This is a genomic window from Achromobacter sp. ESBL13 (assembly GCF_036668755.1).
GTDB lineage: Bacteria > Pseudomonadota > Gammaproteobacteria > Burkholderiales > Burkholderiaceae_B > Achromobacter.
Genome location: NZ_JAZEVT010000002.1, coordinates 708,721 through 734,495, shown reverse-complemented (window position 1 = coordinate 734,495; position 25,775 = coordinate 708,721). Strand labels below are relative to the sequence as shown.

At 60.9% G+C, this 25,775-nt stretch carries 11 protein-coding genes; all 11 read right to left on the bottom strand.

Going from position 1 to position 25,775, the window contains the following annotated elements; translation table 11 throughout:
• Window positions 1-455: 455 nt before the first annotated feature.
• The 11 genes from V6F88_RS12145 to V6F88_RS12095 all read right to left on the bottom strand — a co-directional run bounded on the left by V6F88_RS12145 (window position 456) and on the right by V6F88_RS12095 (window position 25,669).
• Entirely contained in the window at window positions 456-3,005 is a 2,550-nt protein-coding gene (locus tag V6F88_RS12145; protein WP_332610256.1) for a hemagglutinin repeat-containing protein, read from the bottom strand.
• Window positions 3,006-4,392: 1,387 nt separating this feature from the next.
• Window positions 4,393-4,602, bottom strand: coding sequence for a hypothetical protein (locus V6F88_RS12140; protein ID WP_120157196.1), 210 nt, complete (start codon window positions 4,600-4,602; stop codon window positions 4,393-4,395).
• Window positions 4,603-4,607: 5 nt separating this feature from the next.
• On the bottom strand, window positions 4,608-6,176 hold the full coding sequence (locus tag V6F88_RS12135) for a DUF6862 domain-containing protein (protein ID WP_332609751.1): 1,569 nt from the start codon (window positions 6,174-6,176) through the stop codon (window positions 4,608-4,610).
• A gap of 84 nt (window positions 6,177-6,260) precedes the next feature.
• Window positions 6,261-7,139 (bottom strand): hemagglutinin repeat-containing protein, encoded by an 879-nt coding sequence (locus V6F88_RS12130; protein ID WP_332609749.1) that lies wholly within the window; start codon window positions 7,137-7,139, stop codon window positions 6,261-6,263.
• A gap of 205 nt (window positions 7,140-7,344) precedes the next feature.
• The gene (locus V6F88_RS12125; protein WP_332609748.1) at window positions 7,345-8,082 is read right to left on the bottom strand and encodes a hypothetical protein; all 738 of its coding nucleotides are present in this window, start codon (window positions 8,080-8,082) and stop codon (window positions 7,345-7,347) included.
• 259 nt (window positions 8,083-8,341) lie between these two features.
• Window positions 8,342-8,809: a hypothetical protein gene (locus V6F88_RS12120; RefSeq protein ID WP_332609746.1), complete on the bottom strand. Its 468-nt coding sequence runs from the start codon at window positions 8,807-8,809 to the stop codon at window positions 8,342-8,344.
• Window positions 8,810-8,948: 139 nt separating this feature from the next.
• Window positions 8,949-9,224, bottom strand: a complete 276-nt coding sequence (locus V6F88_RS12115; protein ID WP_332609745.1) for a YrhB domain-containing protein — start codon at window positions 9,222-9,224, stop codon at window positions 8,949-8,951.
• Complete coding sequence (locus tag V6F88_RS12110; protein WP_332609744.1) at window positions 9,224-10,897, bottom strand: toxin glutamine deamidase domain-containing protein; 1,674 nt, start codon at window positions 10,895-10,897, stop codon at window positions 9,224-9,226. The genes V6F88_RS12115 and V6F88_RS12110 overlap by 1 nt, the downstream gene beginning before the upstream one ends.
• Before the next feature lie 506 nt (window positions 10,898-11,403).
• Window positions 11,404-11,628, bottom strand: coding sequence for a hypothetical protein (locus V6F88_RS12105; protein WP_332609742.1), 225 nt, complete (start codon window positions 11,626-11,628; stop codon window positions 11,404-11,406).
• 80 nt (window positions 11,629-11,708) lie between these two features.
• Complete coding sequence (locus V6F88_RS12100; protein WP_332609741.1) at window positions 11,709-12,173, bottom strand: hypothetical protein; 465 nt, start codon at window positions 12,171-12,173, stop codon at window positions 11,709-11,711.
• 20 nt (window positions 12,174-12,193) lie between these two features.
• Complete coding sequence (locus V6F88_RS12095) at window positions 12,194-25,669, bottom strand: two-partner secretion domain-containing protein (RefSeq protein ID WP_332609740.1); 13,476 nt, start codon at window positions 25,667-25,669, stop codon at window positions 12,194-12,196.
• Between the last annotated feature and the right edge of the window lie 106 nt (window positions 25,670-25,775).

The window sequence follows — 25,775 nt, the reverse complement described above, 5'->3', positions numbered from 1 at the left end:
TATGAAAACCTCCGATACTGACAGCTCAAATTCGTTAAATACAGTTCAACAGGGTAGTCACCACCACTTGGGGAACGAATCAAAAACATTTCTTATCGCGGAAATCTCATCCTCATTTATGGGTATTTCCACAAATGAACTCGTCGAAAATGAGAACGAGCCTTCTAGCTTCCATGACCAGCGGAAAAAAATCCCCCTATCATTTTCCACTATTTCAAGCAAAAATCTCTCGTCAATACTTGCCAATCTCGACGGCCTTTCACCTTCCACAAGCCCACTGAGGAAGCAATCAAATGCACTGCAAGTTATCCAAATTTCACCAGAGCAATGTAGTGAGCTTGCCATTCGAGCCGTGTCGACACAGAACCTGAACTTCACAGAAGGCAACCTATCATCACTCTCAAGCAAATCGAACTCTACTTGAATCGGTGCTGATATTTTTATATCCATTTTTGTCACTTTTTAGACAACGCGTGAATCAAAGCCGGTAGCCCTCCCGACGCCCTCGGCGGTGAAAATATAAGTTCCCATCCTTCCACATTGATGACTTTTCCGTAGGGGACTCCTCCTTTGGTAGCAGAATCCACAGCGGCCTGCAGACTCGTCAACTGTTGCTGTGAAGAAAGTCGAACAGCTTCAGGAGTGAAATTTATAGCCTTCATTTTCGCATATTCAGCCATATGCTCTGTAGCATTCCCATGCACCCAAATTTTTTGGCCGCTCGACAGAGAAAGTTCGAAAGACTTTGGAATCACAGAACCAGGATATGGGGGTTGAGTCGCCTTGATAGAATCCCATACCGTACCAGTGCCGTTTCCGGCGTTTATCAAGGGATTCGGACTTACTGCATCATATTTTCCAGTGATGGGATTCTGCCGCGCCAGCACGGTCTTCCCGTCCGCAGCCAACACCTCAGCATTGCGCACTGTCCAGGAAGCGCCATCCGCATAGGCTATTTTCGCCGCTGCCATCTCCAGCGAGCCCCCGGCAGCTCGCGTCGCGCTCATTCGGACCGCATCGAAAACCGGACCTCGAATCACACCACCAACTCCACTGGTAGCGAGATCGAATATCATCAGCGCAGCATCGACCTTTGGCGTCAGTTCGCTTTGCCTCTTGTACTGTGCAAGAAGGCTATCCAGTTCCTTGATCGAGTTTTTCAGTTGCAATGCGCAAGCCGGTACTTGGCCGCATGCTGAATTTCCACCAAGCATTGCTTCCAGTTCTGCTCGTGTTGCTTCCAACGACTCAGGGCCGAACACGCTCTTCATTTGATCCAGCGCTTGCTGCGTACCCTCCGCGTTTGCGGCTTTCATTCGCTGGATGAGGTCCTCGTACTCCTCCGGTTGTAGCTGGTCGCTCAGAGCAAAACGGTTGATCAGACTCTCGTGAAGCTTCGGGTCAAGCGAGTTATTGTCCAACTCGGCAATCGCAGCGCTTGTAATCGTGGCAATTCCGTCAGCACCTGCCACTGCTGCTGCGCCGGCAATAAGCGAAGCCACCAAGTTGCGTCGCGCCTCACGCTCTTCATTCGAACTCCCCTGAGTGTTATCAAGCAGAGCATTGATGAGCACAGCCGCAGCGCCGCCTGTAGCGCCGGCCGCGCAGCTTTGGCCACTTGCCGCGGCGGCAGAGCAACCGACTATGCCCTGCAAGGCAGCATGTTCCGCAGAGCCATCGCGGATGATGCCGCTACTGACCCACTTGCCAACCTCGGCAGCACCCAACTGCTGAACGTAGCTCACGAGCGCCCGTTGGGCGATATCCGCGGCTGCCCCGGTCACATTGCTGCCGGTTGCGATCATGACGGCATTCGCAATCCGACGATAGGTTCCGCCCGGGAGCCAAAGTTTGGCATCCTTGTACTGGCTCTCGAGTTCAGCGTATCTCGTCGGATCGTTTTCAGACTTCATCGCTTTCTCAAGCGCATCAGCCTCCTTCGCCCGATTCGTCAAAAACTGCCCCACTTGCCGCTGGGCCTCTGACGCAATCTCAAACCCCGCCTCGATCTTCTCCTTGTCAAAGATCGGCTTCAGCGCATTCAACGTATCGGACGTATCCCGGTTCAACGCCGCGATCGTCTCCGCCGCAGTCTTGCCGGTCAGGGCAAGTTGGCCAGCCCCATCACGAATGGCTACGCTGCCGCCGCTGATAGCGCTGTATGTAGTCGAGTTGGCATTCCCGGAAGCCGCGACAACCACGGGCAGACCGGCGGAAGCTCCGTTGCTGCTTGTCGGCAAGCTCGTACCTGGCACTTTGTCCGCGCCGCCAGCCGCCTGGCCTTTCGAGTTCGTCCCGACATCGCCCTTCTTCGCGTCTCCTTCCCCGCTGCCGCCCCAGCTATATCCGCCGCTCAATGCGACCTGATCTGCCTTGTAGCGCGCCGTGTTCTGCAAGTCTTTGACGACAAGCGTGCCGGTGGACAGTTGATTCAGGCCGTCTGCCACAGCCTGTTCACTGCTCGATATGACGCCACCAGTTAACGTGGTGTTCTGGCCAACGTTGACCAGAAAGCCGCCCTCACCCGCCTTCATCCCCGCCTGCTGTGTGGCGGATTGGAAATTGCTTTCCATCCGGCCTTGCGAGACGTTGCCGGAGACGGAGCTTTTGCAGTAGCGGTAGATGCAGATACTTGCTTGGACGCCAGCACTTTGCTGCTTGGAAACGTAGGTGCTGGTATCTTGCAGAGTCTCAATTTGAAGATTCTTGCCGACCGAGGCGATGATCTGATCGGCGCTTGCTATCGCGCCGATCAGCGAGGTATCCCCGCCCGATTGCAATGCCAGCACGTTGCCAGCAGTGACATCGGTATACGTCCAATTAGCGTCTTTGCCGTCTGCGCGCCCTCGGCCCCCACCGGCACTAAGGTTCAGCATCACGCCTATACCGTCTTCGCTGTTCGCTGAGACGCCAATGCCGACGCTACCGCTGTAGCTCTTGTTCTTCGTGTGTTGTTCAAAGGTGTTTTGCGCAGCTTGCAGCAGAATGTCGCCATCTGCTTTGATGATGGCGTTGCTCCCCGCTGACCGGCGTGAAACTGTGACGGTAACGTCGGACGCGGAGCCGACCTCTTGGCGACGATGGTGAGGTCATTGCCCGCCGCTAAGGTAGATCCCAAAACGGAAAACGACGCGCGATCTGTCGTGCCTTAGCTCTTGCTCACTCCAAGCCAGCGCCACGCTAGCTTGGTGCCGTGGTCCACGGGCGAATTGCGCGCCGTTGGCAAAGAGCCGCTTGGCCAGCCCCTAACTCGCAAACTGCTGCCCGCGTTTCGAATTCACATCAGATCTAGAACGCCCAACGGATGGTGCAATGGCGAAGCCACGTCTTCGCGGCCAGCTCACAGAGCGCCAGCCTCCACGTTCTGCATCATTTGCCGTACGAATCTCGTGGCTCAGCAAAGCGCAGTTCTCCAAACTTCCCGCACTGATATGGGTACTTCTCAGTGCATCGCCTCAACATCGTACGCGCGAGCTTATTCGCCAGGCTAGCCGCAATTTTCTGCCCTTCTGCTGTAGGGCCGCGATTCGAGAAATCGCGCAGAGATATCCGATACGTTTCTTCGGCCATGGCTCGATATTCTCCAGATACGGCGTCGTACAGACGAATGATGACGCCCACGCTGGGAGGATATTGTTGATAGCCTGCGAATCCATTGGCCCTACCGACGACCACCACGTACCTCGCCCCGATAGACGCTGCGTCCTCTTTCATCGTTGGAGGCCTGACTGTGGCGGCCTCCGCAGGGCGGGCTTTAACAGTTGCTTTGACGCCCGCAGCGTCCATAGCATTTGGGAGCTCGCTATTCAACGCCTTGCTTCGGCGGCGTACGAGGCAGATTCGAGATCACCTAAAAATGATCATTAACGTAGCGATCAAATCCAACCGTTCGGGCTGGGGAAACCGTTTTCTGGAATTTATTACCTTACAGTAGAAAGCCTGCATTAAAATTCATGCAAAGCATCAAGGTACGTTTGCGTCTGTTCAAAAAAGAGCAGGTGGATATTTTTTCTACCAACCCACTGCATTCCCCTGCATAGACACTTAGATACTGACGAATGATTGAGGTGCTAGAGCGACAACCTTCCAATTCATCTTGAAGGCTTTCCGATATTTCCATGGCGCTCACTTCATCCTTACTGATTGGATATGCCCAACCTGCCTGCCATAGCGCTATAAATAACTTCTAAACCGCCATTCTTAAACCACGTAGTCTGACTACCTTAAATTTTACTTTTACCAACCTTCTAGGCTAGGTTATCCAGAGTTTTGCTCCCCCTACACTCGACATAAGAAAACAGATTTATTAAGTCCACCTTGCACCCGGAATACCCCCCCACCAAAAACCCCCCGCTCTTGTGTGGGCCGGCACTAGATCGACGCCATTGAAAATCAGCCGGATAGATGATCCATGCCATCAAGCACTGAACCAAGCGCCTGAAGCAAATTCGTTGCAAATTCTAAATTCACGCCAATTCGCGTGTCAAATTCAAACACATCTATCCCATTACATATTTCATTTAAAGCAGCATGCAAGACGACGATCTCGTCTCGGCTAAGGCCAACATTCGCTAAATTACGCGAAGAACTGATCATTTCCATAATAATCACCTCAAACCATCAAAGTAAGCTTTCCCATTCACAGGACGGAATGCCGTACCACCATCAACCGCCTTAGGGTTTCTAATAACGACTGTACCACTGACATTATCCCAGTATGCAGTGCGCCCACCACTTAGCTCACGAAATGCAGTTGGTTTATTAACGACACTTTCGATATGCAAGGCAAACTGTTCGCGAGTAGTTATGCCAAGATCTTTATATTCGCCCTTCTGAATAACATGCTTTTCAAACGCATGACCGCCAGATATCTCTCGCCCAGTAAGTTGCCCACTGAGCTTCGCGACATTCGCTAGGCTTGCTGCATCACCTGCGCCCTTTGCAGCAACAGCAATTTCGGCCACCCCAGGTCTAAATAGACCACGGATGGCAGAACCAATTCCACTCAGTGCCCCGCCACCACTATCAATCGCCAACCCTTCAGCAACACTGGCAGCGATGGTGTAGTGCCAAGTCCCGTCCCGCAGGTCGGGCGTCGCTTGGATCATAGGAGAACCCGCCGGAACAGCAAGCGGCTTACCCTGCTTATCAAAGAACACGACGTTGCCGCTAGCTGTCGCCAGCTGGATTGCTGCGCGGCACAGGGAAGCTGCTCGATCTACGCAAGCGCTTGCCAGCTCTTTGTCGCGTTGCGCCGACATGCCGCTCAGCTCTCGAGCCCGGGCGCAGCCATCAGGGTTTCCAGGACCGCAAGAAGCAATCGCCGCATCAAATTGCCGTTGTTCAGACGCCCTGAAACCCTCGGATTTTTGCCCGAAGTAGTTGTTCTCGGTCTCGATCTGGGCGGCTAGGGTCGCAACAGCACTATCTCCACCCAGTGCTACGGTAAGGCCCGCGACGAGACTGGCGACCAGATTGGCTCGTGACTCCTTCTCCTCCGCCGTCAGGTCCTTGGCACCATGCCCCGAAAGACCCTGAATGAGGTTGTTAAGTACGACACTCGCCGCAGCCCCCGCTGCGCCGGCGCCACAATGGCTTCCTTGACCGAAGGCTGCAGCGCAACCAACCAATCCCTGTAATGCCGTCCGCGCAGCCTCACTGTCCAAAGTGTCCGCAATCTGCTTCACCTTGCCGGCGCCTAACGCCTGCAGGTAGTTCGCCGCGGCAGATTGCAAGAATTGCCCCGCACTTCCCGTGACATTTCCCCCCGCGCCTGCTGAAATGGCGGTCACTCCAAGCCGATACGCGCCGTTCGGCCCCCACTTTGCTGCTTCGTCATACCGGGCCTTGAGATCGTCTTTGAGCGCGGGATCCGTCTCGGCATCTATCGCCTTCTTCAGTGCATCAGCCTCCTTCGCCCGATTCGTCAAAAACTGCCCCACTTGCCGCTGGGCCTCTGACGCAATCTCAAACCCCGCCTCGATCTTCTCCTTGTCAAAGATCGGCTTCAGCGCATTCAACGTATCGGACGTATCCCGGTTCAACGCCGCGATCGTCTCCGCCGCAGTCTTGCCGGTCAGGGCAAGTTGGCCAGCCCCATCACGAATGGCTACGCTGCCGCCGCTGATAGCGCTGTATGTAGTCGAGTTGGCATTCCCAGAAGCCGCGACAACCACGGGCAGACCGGCGGAAGCTCCGTTGCTGCTTGTCGGCAGGCTCGTACCTGGCACTTTGTCCGCGCCGCCAGCCGCCTGGCCTTTCTAGTTCGTCCCGACATCGCCCTTCTTCGCGTCTCCTTCCCCGCTGCCGCTCCAGCCATATCCGCCGCTCAATGCGACCTGATCTGCCTTGTAGCGCGCCGTGTTCTGCAAGTCTTTGACGACAAGCGTGCCGGTGGACAGTTGATTCAGGCCGTCTGCCACAGCCTGTTCACTGCTCGATATGACCCCACCAGTTAACGTGGTGTTCTGGCCAACGTTGACCAGAAAGCCGCCCTCACCCGCCTTCATCCCCGCCTGCTGTGTGGCGGATTGGAAATTGCTTTCCATCCGGCCTTGCGAGACGTTGCCGGAGACGGAGCTTTTGCAGTAGCCGTAGATGCAGATACTTGCTTGGACGCCAGCACTTTGCTGCTTGGAAACGTAGGTGCTGGTATCTTGCAGAGTCTCAATTTGAAGATTCTTGCCGACCGAGGCGATGATCTGATCGGCGCTTGCTATCGCGCCGATCAGCGAGGTATCCCCGCCCGATTGCAATGCCAGCACGTTGCCAGCAGTGACATCGGTATACGTCCAATTAGCGTCTTTGCCGCCTGCGCGCCCTCGGCCCCCACCGGCACTAAGGTTCAGCATCACGCCTATACCGTCTTCGCTGTTCGCTGAGGCCCCAAAGCCGACGCTACCGTTGTAGCTCTTGTTTCTCGTGTGCTGCTCAAAGGTGTTCTGCGCAGCTTGCAGCAGAATGTCGCCGTCTGCCTTGATGATGGCGTTGTCCCCTGCTGACAGGCGTGAACCTGTGACGGTGACGTCGGACGCGGAGCCGGCCCCCTTGGCGACGATGGTCAGGTCTTGGCCCGCTGCCACGGTAGAACCCAAAACGGAAGACGACGCGCGATCTGTCGTGCTTTGGCTCTTGCTCACTCCAAGCCAGCGCCGCGCTAGCTTATGCCGTGGTCCACGGGCGAATTGCGCGCCGTTGGCAAAGAGTTGCTTGGCCAGCCCCTAACTCGCAAACTGCTGCCCGCGTTTCGAATTCACATCAGATCTAGAACGCCCAACGGATGGTGCAATGGCGAAGCCACGTCTTCGCGGCCAGCTCATCAAACGCCAGCCTCTACGTGCTGCGTCATTTGCCGTACGAATCTCGTGGCTCGGCGAAGCGCAGTTCTCCAAACTTCTCGCACTGATATGGGTACTTCTCAGTGCATCGCCTCAACATCGTACGCGCGAGCTTATTCGCCATGCTAGCCGCAATTTTCTGCCCTTCTGCTGTAGGGCCGCGATTCGAGAAATCGCGCAGAGATATCCGATACGTTTCTTCGGCCATAGCTCGATATTCGCCAGATACTGCGTCATACAGACGAATGATGACGCCCACGCTGGGAGGATATTGCTGATAGCCTGCGAAGCCATTGGCCCTACCGACATCCACAACGTACTTGGCCCCGATAGTCGCTGCGTCCTCTCGCATCGTTGGAGGCCCGTCTGTGTGGGCATCCACAGGCCGGGCTTTAACAGTTGCTTTGACGCCCGAAGCGTCCATAGCGTTTGCGAGCTCGCTATTGAACGCCTTGCATACCGCTTCGGCGGCGTACGAGGCAGGATACGCCGTTCTCGCACCCAAAACCCCAACGCCGTCGATTTTCTCTTTGAAATCACAATCGGAGGTAAATATCAGAACGGGACTGATTTTCTCCTGCGGCCCAGGGTTCGACGTTAACGCCTTGGGTGGTGAACCCATGATGAACGAGCAACCGGAAGACGCCAACAACAAGGCTACCGCGAAGATTTTGCGTGATTGCATAAGCTTAGTATTCTGCAAATTTTTAAAATTACGCAACTTTATATAAAAACCAACAAGCATGCTAACGCGCCACCCCCTACTTAAATTCGCAATTAGAGGTTTCAAAGTGCTCGCGGCCAATTGCGTTTAGGGCACGGAACCCACCAGGAGCGCGGGTAGCCGCGAACCAATGAGAAATGTGTCACCAGTGGAGGGCGAGGCACCTATCGACAAATGTTGATTCCACTAGCACCACGGAACACGCGCCTTACATTTATTTTTTTCAATACATTTTTCAAATTCTCATTTGAGCCCAGCAGCAACTTCCCGAGGCTCGCAGTTATCTACGGCTTATAGTCTTCATACTCCCATGCACCCATACGAGACAATTTTTGGGCAACCCCCAAAAATCTTCCCCTGAGCAAGCACCGACATAGTTTGAACTTTCTTTAACTATGAGACTTGTATCGTATTCAAAAACTATCAGCATATGTCGCACCACAGCGCCATGGTAGTAATACTCGCTTTTGATCCAGTTAGCCTGCACCCCTGTCGGATTATATTTAGCCGGAGTATTAGGCTTTTTCGTTGGCGGTCTGTACACACGTGCCCCATCAGCACTAATAAAGCCCCCAGGAACACCGGAGATAGGCCTAGCATCATCACCGATCCAGATTTTTCCTAATTGATTATCTTCGAAAGATGTGCCTTGACCTATAGAAAAGTTCGGATTTTTCGTTCCACTACCGTTCACAGCAGCCGCCAACCTTGAGTCCTGCGACGCAAAATTGCTCAGATTTTCTTTCACCAACTGATCTTTCTACTGGTTTTGTTGGGTACCCTGCTGGTTCAAAATCAGCAATCATCTTAGACTGACTTTTAGGAAGATCCCCTGCAGAGATATGACTAATTGACCCCGCATTTGCCGCTGCGCCAACAAATAGATCTTATCTTCCTAACTTGTTCTTCACATATTGATCCAGATATTCTTCTAGAGGCTTGGCAGTCCCTAGAACATGAAGCTCCCCTGTTTCTTTATCAATTAGGAACGGTCCATTTCCAGCCAGCTGAGCCGAAAAACTCCCTGTCTCTAAATACTCTTTAGATTGATAGCAAAAGAACCATCCCTCAGAAAACTCTCCCTCATGCGTTAACTGCAGAGGAATATCTGAGTCTTTTAAATACGCGTTAGCTCGCTCCAGCGCACTCTCATAGGTAATCATTAGTTAGTTCTCAGCAACTGTAGCGTCTTAAAATTATTCATATTAGCCGGCTTCCCGGTCTGCCCATCTAGATATCGGATAACCCCATTCTGATTAACGACGTTGAAAACATGGCCTGGCTGACCTGGACCATAGGAACCGAACACAATCCCGCGCGCGCCGTCCCCGCCACCGACCATATGTTGGGTAATAGTCTCGGGGGAAGACACGCCGCTAAACTTAGCGCCATATTGCTTCTCCAGCACTGTCAACGGAACACGCTTGGTGGAATTTATCGGCAATGCAGATGCCGGGTTACCCGTCAGTGTTGCATCGGTAGCAATCGAACAATTAACACAGTTATGGGTTCGTCCAGCATCTGGATAACCTGGGTTGACGTTCCTAATTGAACCTGCAGTTTCATCCGCAACGCCTGTCGCTTTTGCACCAAGCGCCTTCCCCGGCACATTACGCAGGCCCACTAAAACAGAAGTTGGTAGAACAGCCCCACTTTGAATAGCCGCGGCTGTTTCTGCGGATATGACGCCAATGGTTACGGCATCAGCGGGATTTGCAAACGCCCAAGAAATAAGTGTCGGTGGAAGCCCCGCCAACGCCAAAGCGGCAGAAACTCCGCCCGCAGTGAATGTCAAATTAGACATCAAGTTCAGGCTTTGCGCATTCCTGGTTGCCGCGTCCACCACTTTGCCTTCGGCAGGAAACTGAAGCCCATTTTTCGCGTAGAAGTCAGCGAGCATAGGCAGATTCTCTGCATACATTGCTGAATCGTTCCGCTGAAACGGAGGCGCGTAAAACATGTACCCGCCGTCGGGCAACATGCCGTGCGCCTGCTTTAAAAATGCCTGCGCTTCTGCATCCCAAGCTCCCTCTGTCCCCGTCTGCACTTGCCGATAGGCTTGGGCGGCTAATTGCTTTATCGCATCCTCCTCGGGTATCCCCTTCCTCGACGCGTAGAGCTTGGCGTTCTTTTCAATCCATTCAGTCTCAGAGGGATGCAGTTGGCGGTTGAACATGTTCGATGCGGCTGCACCTCCTGCTCCGCTTAGGCCGCCTGCAAGTCCCCCCGCCGCACTCGCGACCACGTTCGTAATGACCTTGGAGACCTGACTGCGGAGTTCGACAGGCAAATCTGCCACCGCCAGAGCGATCTGATCCTGCACAAGGTTGCTCGCCAAATCCCCCGCGATCGTCCCCGCAATCGCACCTGCGACATTTCCTCCCCCCAATGCCGCACCAATACCCGCAACAGCCGCGTGCACGGCAATCGCCCCTGCCTTGCCCTCTCCCCAAAGGTCAGGGTCATCCTTCTTCAGATCCTTCAGCACGTCCCCCGCAATCTGCATCCCCAACTGGCCAAACGCCTGTTGGAACTCCAGTTGCTCGCGGACCTTATCCTTGTCGAAGATCTGGCCGATGCTGCCATTCGCGCTTGCGGTGTCGCGGCTTAGGCCCGCCGTGCTATCGCGGCCGGTTTCCTTGTCCGAGCGCACCTCGATCGTGCCCGGCGCAATGGCGGCGTAGGTCGTGCCGGAAGCGCTGCCCCTGGTGTGACCCAAGCTCAATCCCGAGGGACCGAGCCCATTCGCACCGCCCTTATTTGCGACGTCGAACGCACCCGACATGCCGAGGTTCAGACCGACAGTCGTGGACTTGTATGCGGCCTTGTTCTGCAAATCGGTAAAGCCGAACGTCTCCGTGGACAGCTTGTTCTTCGCCGCTTCCGCGTCGCTGGCGATAACGGCCCCGTCACGGCTGCCGATTGAACAAACTGAGTCGCTCCCCCGGTGACGTTGCCACCCGCAGCCGCACGTATTGTCGAAACGATAAATCGATACTGACCATCGGACACCTATTTAGCGGCCTTGGCGTGTTGCGCAGCAAGCTGCCTTTTGCGCGGCCCAGGCTCAGCCTCCATCTCGTTCTTCAACACACCATCCTCGTGCGCCCGATACGACAGAAACTACCCAACCTGCCAGCTAGCTTCCGACGCAAACTCAAACCCCGCCGGGATCGTCTCCTTGTCAAAAATCGGCTTCAGCGGCTCACCTCCCGGTGTTACCGCTCGCGCGAGCGGCCTCCCACGCGTTGGCGTCAAAATCAAAATCCGACTAAATACTTGCCACTGAACAGCGATCCGAGAACTCGGCTAGACACGTTATATTTTTTATGTGTTCTATCTCTATCTAGGCCATACAGTACTGTTAATTGTCAGTGCTTCTTTTACCGCATCTTGCCAGTCCTCCCATGCCCCTGGATCTGCGGGGCCTTGCCCTTGCGTCATCTCCCACGACAAAGAACTTAGCAAGCCACCGATCTCGTCCGCCCCGGTTCTTGCATATTCTTTTTCCAGAAATACAAACATAGCTCTATAGGCTTCTTCGACACTCAGAATCTTTTCATTCATTGTTTCCAGCCCGGTTTATTTATCGCAGCAAGACCTGTTTCTGAGTTATACGACAAGGGGCTTTTGTTTACCCCTCCATTCTAAATTTTCCCATTTCGAGTTTGAACCCAAACCTGTGAACCGTCAGATTGAATTTTCGCCGACCACGTCGAACCGAACCTATCCAAACCCAAAACAGATTTCGGATCATTAGCAACCCCAAGCAGCAGCGCGCGATTTTCCGCAGTATCCATGATATGTCCTTCACGAACTCCGAATATCTTCGCCACTCGATTTTCCGTCAGCTCTACCCTATTTGAACGATTCCCTCCACCACCCGCCGCATTGCCAGAACTCTTCGGCACCTTGCTGCCTACGCCATCACTGTCCAGCGAAGATAGCCCCTTAACCGCCGCAAACACCACCGGTGACGACATCATCGCCTCGACGACGAACCGATCTGCCTCGCTCGTGTAGTCTGGCGTCCCCGACTGAAAACGAACCAACGCGCCTTTCAGCGTCAAACGATCATAGAGACCCTTATTGCGCGCATCCAGCAAATCCATACCCGCTATCAGCGGATCCTTCAATCGGCCGATAGCCGTTGCCAGCCCCGCCGTATAGGCGTCCCGCTCGGCCAGCCTGTTTTGAATGCAGATCCCATCCCCCCCCCGCAGGCGGGAAGCTCTCGCTCATCAATAACCCGAATCCAGCCTTCAAAGTGGCCCGCAGCGGTCTGGCATGGCCGTTCTCCCTCGCAGTCCGCCAAGGCCTTCACCTTCTCGTCGAACCTCGCCGAATGAACCTGCGTGTGATCCCGAAGCGTATTGTTTTCCGCTTCGAGACGAGCAGCATTCGCAATCGTCGCCGCTTGTTCCGGCGATAACGCGCCCGCAATGCCCGCGATGATCGAAACCAACTGGTTGGCGCGTTGGTCCTTATCCTCGGCACCGAGCAGCTCCGAGTCTTTGCCCGAGATCTTTTGCAGGAGGCTGTTGACCACGATGCTGGCCGAGGCACCTACCGCGCCGGCTGCGCAGTTTGCACCCTGAGCAGCTGCGCCCGAGCAGGCAAGCACTGCATGCAGCGCGATATGCCCGGGGGAACCTTCCCCGCCCACACTGCCCGAAAGATCCTTGATCTTCGACGCGCCCAGACCTTGCAGATAGTTCACGGCTGCCGATTGAACAAACTGAGTCGCTCCCCCGGTGACGTTGCCACCCGCAGCCGCGCCTATTGCCGTAGCGATCAAACGATACTGGCCGTTGGACGCCCATTTAGCGGCTTCGGCATGTTGCGCAGCAAGCTGCCTTTTGCGCGGACCCTCAGGCTCAGCATCCATCTCCTTCTTCAGCGCATCAGCCTCCTGCGCCCGATTCGTCAAAAACTGACCAACCTGCCGCTGAGCTTCCGACGCAATCTCAAACCCCGCCTCGATCTTCTCCTTGTCAAAGATCGGCTTCAGCGCATTCAACGCATTCGTCGTATCCCGGTTCAGCGCGGCGATCGTTTCTGTTGCCGTCATCCCGGTAAGGTCTTGCTGCGCGGCTTCATTTCGGATCACGATCGTGCCGCCGCTGATCGCGCTCTTCGTAGTCGAGCTGCTGTTGCCGCTGGCCGCCGCCACCACCGGCGTGCCCATGCCAAAGCCGCTGCTGCCAGTAGAGACCGAAGTACCGTGGTCCTTCGTCGCGCCGCCAGCCACCTGACCGCCCTTGGTCGTGCCCAGGCCCGAGTCGCTCGCCTTGGCATTGCCGCCAAATCCGAAACCTCCCCCGATCGACACCTGGCTGCCGCTGTACTTGGCGGTGTTCTTGATGTCTTCCGTAACCAGCGTGCCCGTGGTCAGCTTGTTCAAGCCATCGGCCACCGCCTGGTCGCTGCTGGCGATGACGCTGCCTACCAACTTGGTGTTGTTCTCGACATCGATCTGGTAGCCGCCGTCACCCGCCCACAAACCCGTCTGTTCCGTGACGGACTTGAAGTCGCTGTGCATCTTGCCGGTGCTGGCGTTGGCTGAGACGCTGCTTGAGCCCACGCAATACGGCGGAATGCAAAGACTTATCCCAAAGCCCGCGCTCTTGTTCTTGGAGTCGTACTTGCTGCTGTCCTGCAAGCTTTCCAGCAGCAGGTTGCCACCCACCGATGCGATGATCTGATCAGCGCGGCCTGCCGCGCCCTTTAGCGTGGTGTCGCCGCCAGACTGCATCGCCAGCACATTGCCTGCCGTGATATTGCTGTTGGTCCAGCTTTCGTCACGGCCGTTGGCCTTTCCGCGTCCGACCGAGGCGCCCAGTTCAAGGGTGAATCCGTTTTGCTGGCCGCCCGTGGAATAGCCGATGCCGATGCTGGCACTACTGCTCTTGCTATCGGTTTTCTGCTCGAACGCGTTGCGGGCAGCCTGCAAGAGGATGTCGCCTTCGGCCTTGAGCACCGCGTTGTTGCCCGCCGACAGGTTCGATCCCGTGACGGTGATGTCCGAGTCCTTGCCAGCACCTTGGGCGACGATGGTCAGGTCTTTGCCGGCCGCCACCGTCGAACCCAAGGCGCTGGACCAACTACGGTCCGTCGTGCTGCTGCTCTTGCTGGTACCCAAGCTGAGCTTGATGCTCACGCCACCCGCTTTGTCGAGCGCGTTGGATGAGCCGGGCTTGACGGCTTCCGCCGCCGCGGCAGCCTTAGCGGACGCCTGCACGGCGTCGTAGGCGTTGGCGGCCGCCAGGGCTGTCGTGGCACCTGCCAAGCCCTTCATGACGGCGTTGTCCGTCCTGCCCGCAGCATCAGCCATCCGCGCGCCTGTCTGCACGGCGCTGACAATGGGATTGCTCGCGGTGAGCGTCAACCCCGTCTGCTTGATCTCATGGAATTCCTTCTCTTTCGTGGTGTCCAGCGCCGCGCCGATGTTGACTTCCTTGCCGATCAGCGTGATGTCGCCCTGGCGCGCGATGACGTTGCTGCCCTTGATATTGAGAGCGCTGCCAGCGTTGATCAGCACATCGCCTTCGACGCTTCCGACGGTGCTGGCGTTGTGGAAAACCTTCTTGCTATCAAGCGAATCCGTCTGCTTGCTGGTGCCATAGCTCAAACCGCCCATGGCGCCAAAGCCTGACTTCTTGACCATCTTGTAGTCGTAGCCGTCCTCGGCGTTCTGGCCGGCCAGAATGTTGACGTCGCGGTCGGCCGACATCACCAGATCCTTCTGCGCACCAACGTTCGAGCCTGCAACAGTCAGATCGCGTCCAGCCATCAGCACGGCGGTGTCGCCGGTGAAGGTAGTGGCCAGGGCCTGTTCCCAGTCAAGGGCCGTCTTGGTATGCGTGGTCTTCGAGGACAGGAAGCCACGGGTCTTGTAATGCGTTTCGTCGTAGGCCGAGCCGCTTTGCACGCCGGCGATCAAGTTGATGTCGCGGCCGGCGCCAACGGCCAACTGCTCACCGGCCGTGACATCCGCCGCCCGCGCATTAACGTCCTGCCCCGCGATCATCGTGACCTTGCCGTCCGCGTCGATGCTGGAACCGATCTCCTTGCTGGTGGCGAGGTCATGCCGATTCTTCTTGTTCAGCACCAGCGATTCGCCGTGGCTTTCCTCAAGCGTGGCCAGATTGATATCCCGGCCTGCCTGCACGCGCACGTCGTCCTTGGCGGCCACCTGTGCCGCCGTCAACGTCACGTCGCGACCCGCCTGCATGCTGAGGTTGCCGGCATCCACGCGCGAGACGCCCGAGAGGTACGAGCCCCAGGTCGCGCCGTTGTTTTCCGACGCCGCCGTCGAGGCCAGCGCGATGTCGCGCCCCGCCTTCAGCGTGACGGAATCGCCCTGAATCAGCGAGGCAAGGTTGGTCAGGTCTTCGCGCGCGGCCAGATCCACGACCGCCCCCTGCACCAAACCACCCGCCCGGTTGACGATATTCGACGCGCTCATCACCGTGGCATGGCGTGCGCCGATCGTGCCGCTGTTGACGATGTCGCCGTCGGCCGCAAGTTTGACGTCGCGGCCGGCCATCAATGTGCCGTCGCCCTTCAGGTCGCCTTTGCGCACAACCAGGTAGACCTTGGGCACCAGCACGGTATCGTTGCTGCCGTCCGGCAGGGTGACGGTTTGTTCGACCAGCCACACAAGATCGCTGGTCAGCCGGCGTTGTTGCTCATCGGTCAGCGCCACGCCGACCTGGACGTTGTTGGCCCGCGCGAACTTGGCGCCTTCCGCCATCAAGGCCTTGTATTGGCTGTCGTTGTCGCCGAAGCGGTCCAGGAACCGTAGTCCAGTCGTGGACAGGATTTGGTCAGATACGAGCTTTTGCTCGTAAAAGCCATCGCCCAGACGCTTGGGTTGGCCCGAGGGCGTCAGGAACTTGGCGCCGGGGGGCAACAGGGCGTCCCAGCCGGGCAGCCGCGCGCCGGACAGCGTCTTGCCGCCTGGCACGGCGTTGCCGGCAATGGTGCCGCCGCCGTCCAGCGCGGCGTTACCCACGTTGGCTGCAGCCGGGGCGTGCAGACGCTGCGCGTCCACGCCGGAACCTGCGCCCACGGCAGGGCCTGCCGCTGCTTGCTGCGCGACGGCGCCATTGCCGATGGCGACGTGCACACGATCGGCGTCAGCAGGCTTGTCGGGGCGCGGGCCGGCAAGCCCGGCGCCCGCGCCCGCCCCGCCCGCGACCGTGGTGCCCGGCAATGCGTCGGGCTGGCGCAGCAGATCGAACAGGTAGTCGCTGGATACCGTGGGCCGTTGGCCGATAAAGCGCGGGTCGGTCGCGACGAGGTACGGCGCGTCGGGGCGCTTGTCTACGGTGAACAGCTGGTTGTCGGGAATGCTGGCGGGGTTGGAAACGGTGCGCACCACCGTGCCGCCGGGCAGTTCCAGGCTGGCGACCAGCACTGGGCCGGGCTTGCCGATACCCGTGTTGCCCGGCGCCGATCCGGCCAACGCGACGTTGGTGTGTCCGCCCGAGGTTCCCACGGGAAGCTCGATGGCTTGACCGGCCAGGGTGGCCGTGTAGCCGGAGGAGTATTCCTTGCGGTCCTTGGACCGCGCCTGCGAGACCGTGGCCGTGCCCTCGCGCACGACGGTGCGCTGGCCGCCCGCGCCTATGTTGTGGATGGCGGGGCCTGCCACGTGCAGCGCGCCGCCCGCGGCGATCTGACTCTTGTCGTTGGTAACGGAACCGGCCAGCGTCATCGCGCCACCGGACAGGATCTTGCCCGGGTCCGACGACAGCGTGCGCGTTTCGGTGACGGTTTCGTTGACTTGGTAGTAGGTCAGCGTGCCGACCAGGCGGTTGCCGAAATCGGCGTTGAATTCGCGGATGCGGGCGTCCAGCGCCATGAACGGCGCCTTGTACGCGGCATAGGCCGCTTCATAGGCTTTGCGGCGGGCGCCTTCTGCAAGGCACTCCGGACTGTTGGTAAAGCAGGGCGCTTCCGGGGGAACCCAGACAGGCAAAGTGCCTGTCGGCGGGGTGACGCCAAAAACGGACCATATGCGCGCGTCGGAGGCATAGCCGAAGCCTTCGGGGATGTCCCAGCATGCGGTATCCGCGTCGCCGCCGCTGCATACGTAGTCGGCAGGGTAATAAGCCAACGCGATCGGCGAACTGACACCCGCCTTGCGTTTTCCACCCGGGGTGTAGTCGAACGGCGGGCCGTAGCGCGCCGCCGGATATTTGTCGGACGGCAGCAGGAACATGCGCTCGGGATCGTCGTCCAGCCAAGCCGGGTCCTTGCTGCACTGAGGGGTAACCTCGTCACACAGCCAGTTGGTCTCGGCGTCGTACATGTCGGTGCTGCCCGCCGGGGTGAAGTACACCTTGGGCTGGGACGACACCACTACCGTCTGGCTGCTATAGCCGGCGTTCTGGTTCAACAACGACGCCGCGGAAATGCGGGCGTTGCCCGCCGCTTCGATGGTGGCGCCCGAGTTCAACAACGACCCCGCGTATCCCGCCGCGTTGCCGCCGGCATCCAGCGCGCCGCCAATGGCAAGGTCCGCGCCGGCGTAGATCAGCGCATGATCGCGATTCACCAGTGAAGCCACGCCCAGGTCCATGGCGCCACGGGACGCGATGACCGCGCCCCCGCCCACCCCGGCGCTGTTGACCATTGTGTGGGTCTGAATCGCGACCTTGTCGCCGTAGATGCGGGCCAGGTTGTCCACGCGGCCGGCGTTGATGCGCGTGATGGCGCCGTCGATCAGGCCCGCGTTGGTCAGGCCGTGCGTGACGTCAAGGGTGTTGCCGCCGCCCGCCAAAAGTTGGCCGGTGGCATGGTTGACCAGCGAATCCGCCTGGATGCTCAGGTCGCGCCCAGCGCTGATGGTGGCGCTGTTATCCAGCGCCCCGCCCAGCGACAGGTTCAAATCGCGACCGCTGGACAGGTCGCCCGTCTGGTTCAACGCGCCCGCGTAGTGAAAGCTGAGATCGCCCGCCGATTGCAGCGTGCCCAGGCCATGCAAGACCTGCGCGATGACGGTCAGGCTGTTGCCCGCCAGCAGCTTGCCCTGGCCATTCTTCAAGGTGTCGGCCACGATGCGGGCGTTGCCTTGCGCGGCCACCTCACCGCCCTGGTTATCCAGTTCCCGCGTGGTCAGGGTCAGATCCTGCCCCGCCTGGATGGATCCGCCTTGGTTGTCGACGCGGTCCGCCACGATGGCAACCACCTTGCCCAGCACGCCCTTCGGTGCTCCGCCCGCCACCGCAAGCGTGGCGCTGTTATCCAGCGACCCTGACGTCAGCGTCAGTGCGTTATCGGCCTGGATCAAACCGGCGCGGTTGTCGACGGTGGCACTGGCTTTCAGTACAAGATTGCCGCCCGCCAGCGTGCCCTCGCGGTTGACGATCGTGGTGGCGGCGATGTTCAAGTCCCCCGCGGCGGCGATAAGCCCGTCGGTGTTGTCCAGCGTGCCCGCCAGCGTCAGGCTGCCCGCGCCGGTCGAGGTCAGTTTGCCTGCCTGGTTGTTCAGGTTGGCGGCCGAGATTTCCACGCCGCCGCCCTGTACGACGGCATGACGGGCATCGATGTCTCCCGGCGTGGCCAGCGTGACGTTGCCCACTGCGGACAGCGCGCCATGCGCAAGGTCCAGCTTGCCTGCGGCAAGCGTCAGGTCCTTGCCGGCCAGGCTGGTGCCGCGATGAACGATGTGGCCGGCCTTCAGCGTGAGGCTGCCCGGCTGGTTAAGGGCGCCTTCGCCGTCCATGCCGGCGACCAATCGGCCTGCGTTGTCGAGCACGCCCGGTGTGGTGACGAGCAGGTCGCCGCCTGCCAGGACGGAACCCTGGTTCAGCAACGCGGCGCCCGCGCTGACACTGGCGCCGTCATTGGCCGACACCACGCCCGCGTTGGCCAGTGTGCCGCCCGCTTTCAGGTTCAGCGCGCCGGCAGATTGAAGGCGGCCGTCTGCCGCAATGGTCATGTTGTGCGCGGCGAAGACGTTCAAGTCGCCCGCCTGCGTGGCGGTGACGCCACCCAGCGCGGCATCCGTGCCTGTGCGCAGGGTCATGCCATGGCCTGCGGCCAGCGAACCCTGGGCGCGCAGCGCAGCGCCGGCATCGGCCGTCAACATGCCGCTGGACTGCACGGTCGATGCCGCGCCCAAAGCTACGTCGCCTTGGCGCGAGGTCATCGTCAGGTCGCCGTTCAGCGCGGCCACCGTGCCTTGCACCGTCAGGGCGTTACCCGCGATCAACGATTGCGAATGCCCCGCCAACATGCGCCCAGCCACCAGCACGGCCTCTTGGGCGGTGGCGGCAAGCGTGCCGCCTGCTTGGGCAAGACCGGTTGCGGCAACGGTCAGGTTGCGTCCGGTCAGCGTCAGGTTGGCATCGGAAGCCACGGTGCCGTCCACGCGCACATCGCGCGTGGCAGTCAGTGCCATGTCGGCAACCGAGCTCAACGCCCCCAACGCGCTCAGGTCTTGGCCTGCGTGCGCGCTTAGCGCACCGGCAGCCTGGACGTGTCCGCCTTGCTTGATGGTCAGGTCGTGTTGCGCGGAGATCTGCGCATCCCCGGCCGCGCGCTCGCCCAACGCTGCCACAACGCCGCCCAATCGGGCGCTACCGCCCGCTGCCAGCGTGAGGCCGCCGCCCGCCGCAATGACGCCGTCGGAATCCACATCAGTGCCTGCGCTTGCGGCAAGGGTGTCGGACGCTTGCATCCGACCCGAGGCGCCCACTTGCAGCTTGGCGCCGGCGTCGGCGTGCAACGTGCCCGCAAGGGCTGTGGCGATGCCGTCGATGTTGATGTCACGAACGGCTTTCAGTGCAATGGGGGAACCCGCGGTGACCGTGCCGGTGTCCGTGATGGACAGATCGCGACCGGCCTGTGCGCGAAGCGTGCCCCCGGTGGTAGCTGCTTTCTTGGTGCCCGCGCTTCTGGTGCGGACGCCTTGAGAGCCAGTGCCTTCGAGGTCTGTGCCTTCGGTGTCCGTGCCTTCGGTGTCTGCCCGCTTGGCTTCTGCGCGCTGGGCGGCATCGCCCCCAGCCGCCGCGCCCCTGGCCTCCGTGCCCAAGTTGCCCGCGTCCTCTGCCGTGCCCGCCGTACCTGCGATGCGCAGGTCTTGGCCTGCGGTCAGCAGCAAGTTGCGGCTGCCCTGTGCCAAGGCTTTGTCCGCAACCGTCAGATCCCTGCCAACATTGATTTCAAGCGTACCGTTGGCGACCGTCTTGCCGCTCAGCTCGGCATCCGACTCCGCTTGCATGACGATGTCGGTTTCACCGGATAAGGTGCCCGCCGCTCGTAACTTCCCGCCCGCCTGCGCCAGCAATTTTCCGCCGGCTTGCAGTTCGCTTGCGCTGCCCAGCGTCATATCGCCACCACTGCTGGCGGTAAGCGTGCCCGCGTCGGCCAGCACAGTGCCATCCACCGTCAGGTCCCGCTGTACGCGCAGCTGCGCCGATTGTCCGGCCACCAGCGTGCCCGACAACGCCGCGCTGTCTGCGTGGACGTCGACAGATCCATCCGCCTGCAACCGCGAGCCCGCCAAGGCGGCCAAGACGCCGCCGGCGTTTGCGGTGATAGCGCCCGTCGCCAGATTCTGGCCCGCCAGCGTTATGTTGGAGCCGGCATCCAGGACCACATCGGCCAGCGATGACAAGGTGCCGGCCGCCATCAACGATGCGCCCGCGCGTGCCAGCAAAGTGCCCCCCGCCAGCGCGCGGCTGTCGGACGACAGCGACAGGTCTTGTGCGGCGATCAACTGCAACGGCCCCTTGGCCGATGCCGCGGTGCCGGTCACGGCCATCGCGCCGCCGCTCTGTATCAATGCGCCGTGATCGCCGCGCACCGCGCCCGCAATCGTTGCGGCACCCGCTGCCTGGATACGCGCGTTGGCGGACGCTTCAAGCTGCCCGGTCGCACCGACGCGCACGTCGTTCATGGCGACCAGATCCAGCGAACCGTCCACGCCAACCTTGCCGTCGACCGCGATATCCCGGCCGGCCTGCCATTGCGCATCGCCCTTGGAAACGAGCACACCACTGGCTGCAAGGTCGCGCCCGGACTGCGCCTGCACGCCCTGCCCTTGAAGCTGGCTCGCCGAGCCCAGCAGCACATCGTTGCCGCCCTTCAAGGCCAGCGTGCCACCGTAGGCCAGCGCATCGCCATCCACACGCAGGTCGCGCGCGGCCGTCAGCGCCATGCTGCCTTCGGACATCGCCGTGCCGACGATATTCAGATCCTGGCCTGCCTTCAGCGCCATCGCGCTGTCGGACTGAAGCTGTGCGCCGCCCGCCACGGTCAGCGTGTGGCCGGCCTGCACATCCAGCGCGCCACCCGCGTAAAGCTGCTTGCTGATGCGGGCATTGCGCGCGGCCTGCAAGGTCAGCGCGTTCAATGAGCTGACGGTGCCGGCCACCAGCAGGTCGCCGTCTGTTGTTGCACGCACGGGCCCCGCCGCCGCGATGCGCGCCAGCGCGCCCACCGACAGGTTTCGCCCCGCGCTCAGGTTCAGGCCGCCCACGCTGGCGGCCAGTTCGCCATCAAGGGTCAATGCGCCGACGGCGGCCAGCGACATGTCGCCATTGCCCCGCCACGCGCCGGACAACGTCATATCGTTACCCGCCGTCGCACGGGACGCGCCTTCGGCTTGCCATTGCGCCGTCCGCCCCATGCTCAAGTCGCGTTGCGCAACCAAGGAAACATTGCCGCTTGCCGACGCGGTGCTGTCCACGCGAACGTCGCGGCCCGCAGCCAAATCGATAGCGCCGCGCGACCCCGTCGTGCCCGCCGCGTGAAGGTCACCACCCGCCCGTGCCGATATGCTTGCCCCTTGCGTGCCGCTGGACGCGCCCAGCCGCAGTGCGTTGCCCGCGTTCATGGTCAGTGCGCCGTCATAGGCTCGCGCCGTGCCATCGATGCGCAAGTCGCTGCCTGCGTCCAACGTAATACCGGCGTTGGCCAGCGCTTCGCCCGACAAAGCCACATCCTTGCCGGCCGACACCCTGATGTCGCCTTCCGAATGCAGGCGCGCATCCGCGCCCGCCGTCACCTTGCCGATGGCATCAAGCAACAGGTTTCCGCCCGCCGACAGCTTGCCGTCTACCCAGGCGTCACGCGCGACCTGCGCCGTCAGCGCCGCCATTGACGACACCGTGCCCGCCGCGCCGAGTGCGCCGCCGACACGCAAGGCCACCGGCCCCGCCGCGTGCACGTGGCCACTGGCACCTATGGTGAGGTCGCTGCCCGACGCCAGGGATACGGCGCCCTGCACCGCACCAACGGCGCCAGTGATATCCAACTTGCGCGCCGCGTCCACCTGCGTGCCCAGGTTGCTGCGCAGGCTACCTGCCAGCGCAACCTCTTCGCCGCCCGACAGGGACGCACTGCCCGTCGCTTCGAATGCGCCGGTAAGCTGGGCCGCGCCCGCCGCCCGCAGCGTCAGTTCGCCATCGGCCGCGAGCTTGCCGCCCAGCACTGCGCGATCACCCGCCGTCAGCAGCGCGGAGCCTTCGGCAAGGATTTCGCCGTGGGTATAAAGGTCACGGGAAGCAGCCACCGCCACGCCTACCCCTTGCGCCTGGCTGCTTGCACCCAGGCGCAGATCCTTGCCGCTTGTCAGGTCAAGTGCGCCCCCGTAGGCCAGCGTTGCGCCCAGCACGTTCAGATCGCGCGTCGCCTGCATCGTCATCGCGCCGTCACTGACCGCCGTGCCCGCCAGATTGGCATCGCGGCCGGCATTCAACGTTGTGGTCGTGGTGGATTGCACTTGCGCGGCCGCGCCAATACCCAGGTCTAGACCGGCGCGCAATGACAGCGTGTCGCCGGACAGCAGTTGGCCGCCTATCGCAATGTCGCTCGCCGCCGTCAACCTCTGTGCATTCCTGCTGGACAGCGCCCCGTCTACCGTCAACGCGCCGCCGCTTTGGCCTAGCAATGTGCGTGCCGCCAACGCCTTGCCATGCTTGCCGACCGACAGATCACCGCCCGCCAACAGCTCAAGCGCGCCTTGCGCCGCAGACGTTTCGCCGTCCAGGCGCAATGCGCCCCGGGCTTCGACACGGTTGCCTTCGTTGCTGCGCAGCGCGCCGGCAATCACGATGTCTTGCCCCGCCGTGACGGCCGCGCTGCGTTCCGCGTCTAGGCTTGCACCCTTCGCAATCGTGACGTCACCCGCGCCGTGCAAATTCAGCTTGCCCGTGGCTTGTGCCTGGCCGCCGACGCGCACGTCCCGGCCCGCCGCTACTGCCATGTCGCCCCGTGAAGCCATCGAGCCATCAGCGACCAAGTTGCCGCCCGCCCGCACGGATACGCCGTCGCCCTGCACGCGGCTGGTCTTGCCCAGCTGCAATGCGTTGTCCGCGTTCAATGCAACCGCGCCGGTGTAGGCGCGCGCCGCCCCATCGATGCGCAGGTCACGCCCGGCGTTCAGCTTCAAGGCCGCATTGGTTTCGGCTTCGCCTGCCAAGGACAGATCCTGCCCGGCCAGCAGCGTCATTGCCCCTTCCGATTGCAGCCGCGCGTTCGCGTCCGCCACCACATCGCCCGCCGCCTGAAGCCGCATGGGGCCGCCCGACAAGAGCTTGCCGCTGACCTTGGCGTCACGCGCTGCTTGGGCCGTCAATGCAGCCATGGACGACACCGTGCCCGCTGCGTTCAACGCCCCCTTGGCGTGCAACGCGACCGGGCCACGCGCTTGCACGCTGCCAGTGCCGGTAACCGAAAGGTCAGCGCCCGACGCCAGCGTCACGGCGCCCTGGGCGGCGTCCGCCGCGCCGGAGACACTTAGCGCACCACCCGTCCGTGCGTGTATGCCTTGCTTGCCGTTCAACGTGCCCGCCAGCAGCGCACTGCCGGCCGCCTTCACGTCAATGGTTTCCCCGGACACCATGTCACCGCCGACGCGGACATCTCCACCGGCGTCCACCGCGATGCGGGCACCTTGCGCGCGGCTGGCCTGACCCAAGCGCATATCGTTGCCGCTCTTTAGCGCCAAGCCGCCGCCGTAGGCCAGGGCGCTGCCGTCCATGCGCAGATTTCGGCCTGTGCCGATCGACAGCGCGCCGTCCGTCAAGGCCGCGCCAGCCAGATTGGCATCCGCGCCTGCGCGCATCGTCATGCCCTTGGCCGACTGTGCCTGCGCGCCCACTTCCGAGACCATGTTGGCGCCTGCCTGGGTCAACAACGTGCCGGACGTGTATATCTGTTGCGGCAGCACCAGGTCGCGCCCCGCTTGAAGCGTGATGCCGGACTTGGCGGAGATGACGCCGGGCGCTTGCGACGCCCCGCCGGCCGATGCGCCCGTCGCGAGCGCATCGACAATCGCGTTGGCATTGCCAGTGCCAGTGCCAGTGCCAGTGCCGTCGCCGATGCCGATGCCGACGCCGATGCCGTTGCCGTTACCGCTACCGTTGCCATTCCCCACACCTGCGCCAGGCTGAACAACGGCAAGCGGCAAGCCCGCCATCTTCATGTTGCGGCCCGCCACCGCGATGATGTTCTGATCAGCCGTCAGCAAGTGACCCGACAGCGCCAGATCCTGGCCTGCCGACACGCGCAACGCGTCTTGGGTACGCAGGCCGCCTTGCGCGCCCACGACCACGCTCTTGCCCGCCGTCACGTTCAACGGCCCGCCGGCCGCGACTGCGCCCTGTATGTCTGCATCGCGACGCGCGGCCAATGTGGTCGCGCCCGCTGCCTGCGCAACGCCTTGCACGGCAAGGTCCCGGCCGCTATCAACGCGCAGCGCGCCGGCCGCCTGAACGGTGCCGCTGGGCGTAATACGCACGTCGCCGGCCGCGTTCACGTGCAGGTCCCCCGTCAGCGCCACCAGGTTGCCGCCTATGTTCACGCCCACCCCGGACTCGGTACCGATCAGCCGGATGCTGTTTGCATACATGCCGCCCAGCGCAGCCGTGTCCAACGCCACGTCGGGCTTGGCGCCTTGGCCGCTTTGCGCGGTGACGATGCCGGTGTCGTAATCGACGCGCGCAGCGCCGGCCGTGACGTTAAGCCGATCCGCCCACACACCTGCGTTGATTTCCAACGTGCGCGCCAAGAGGTCGACCTGGCTGAGGCTGGCGCCGTTCAAGCCGGCGCCATCCACGCGGATGTTGCCCGATGCGATGTCAAAGCCGATACGCCCGTCAGCACCGATCAGCGGGCGGCCGGTCGTCAACGAGGCGCGGTCGGCGTTCATGAAGCCGCAGCCGTTGCAAGTGATGCCGGCGGGGTTGGCGACGATGACGTTGGCCCGGTTGCCGGCCACTTCCAGCGTGCCCAGCAATTGCGACGGGTTCGGCGCGGTGACCTGGTTGAGGATGGTGGTGGCGCGCTGGTTGCCCAGCATGATGTTGCCGCCCACCTGCCCCGCCAACTGCGTCTGGCTGGCGCCGCCGCTGTTGTTCAGCACCGCGCCGGAAGGTCCCACGTTGAACTGCGTGTAGCGGTTGTTCGACACCCCGCCCGCCGTGGGCGGCGCGATATTGATCACCGGCACGCCGTTGGTTGCGCCGACGGAAGGCTTGGCGCCCGCAACGCTCTTGTCGACCGTGATCGGCAACGTCTGTGCCAGCACCGGCGACCAGACCTGCAAGAAAACGACGGACCAGACAATCATCGAACGAAGCTTGGACATCATGCGTACCCGGGTAAGGTAAATGTCGACGGCGGCACAAGCTGCGCGGCACCGGGGGCAAGCCCCGGCGTCTTGTCGACCAGATCAATCAGGAAAGCCGGCGAAG

Bases quoted from the DNA above. Each gene is read 5' to 3' on its own strand.
- V6F88_RS12100 (WP_332609741.1), bottom strand. From the start codon at position 12,173: ATGGATTTGCTGGATGCGCGCAATAAGGGTCTCTATGATCGTTTGACG.
- V6F88_RS12125 (WP_332609748.1), bottom strand. From the start codon at position 8,082: ATGCTTGTTGGTTTTTATATAAAGTTGCGTAATTTTAAAAATTTGCAG.
- V6F88_RS12140 (WP_120157196.1), bottom strand. From the start codon at position 4,602: ATGGAAATGATCAGTTCTTCGCGTAATTTAGCGAATGTTGGCCTTAGC.
- V6F88_RS12105 (WP_332609742.1), bottom strand. From the start codon at position 11,628: ATGAATGAAAAGATTCTGAGTGTCGAAGAAGCCTATAGAGCTATGTTT.
- V6F88_RS12115 (WP_332609745.1), bottom strand. From the start codon at position 9,224: ATGATTACCTATGAGAGTGCGCTGGAGCGAGCTAACGCGTATTTAAAA.
- V6F88_RS12095 (WP_332609740.1), bottom strand. From the start codon at position 25,669: ATGTCCAAGCTTCGTTCGATGATTGTCTGGTCCGTCGTTTTCTTGCAG.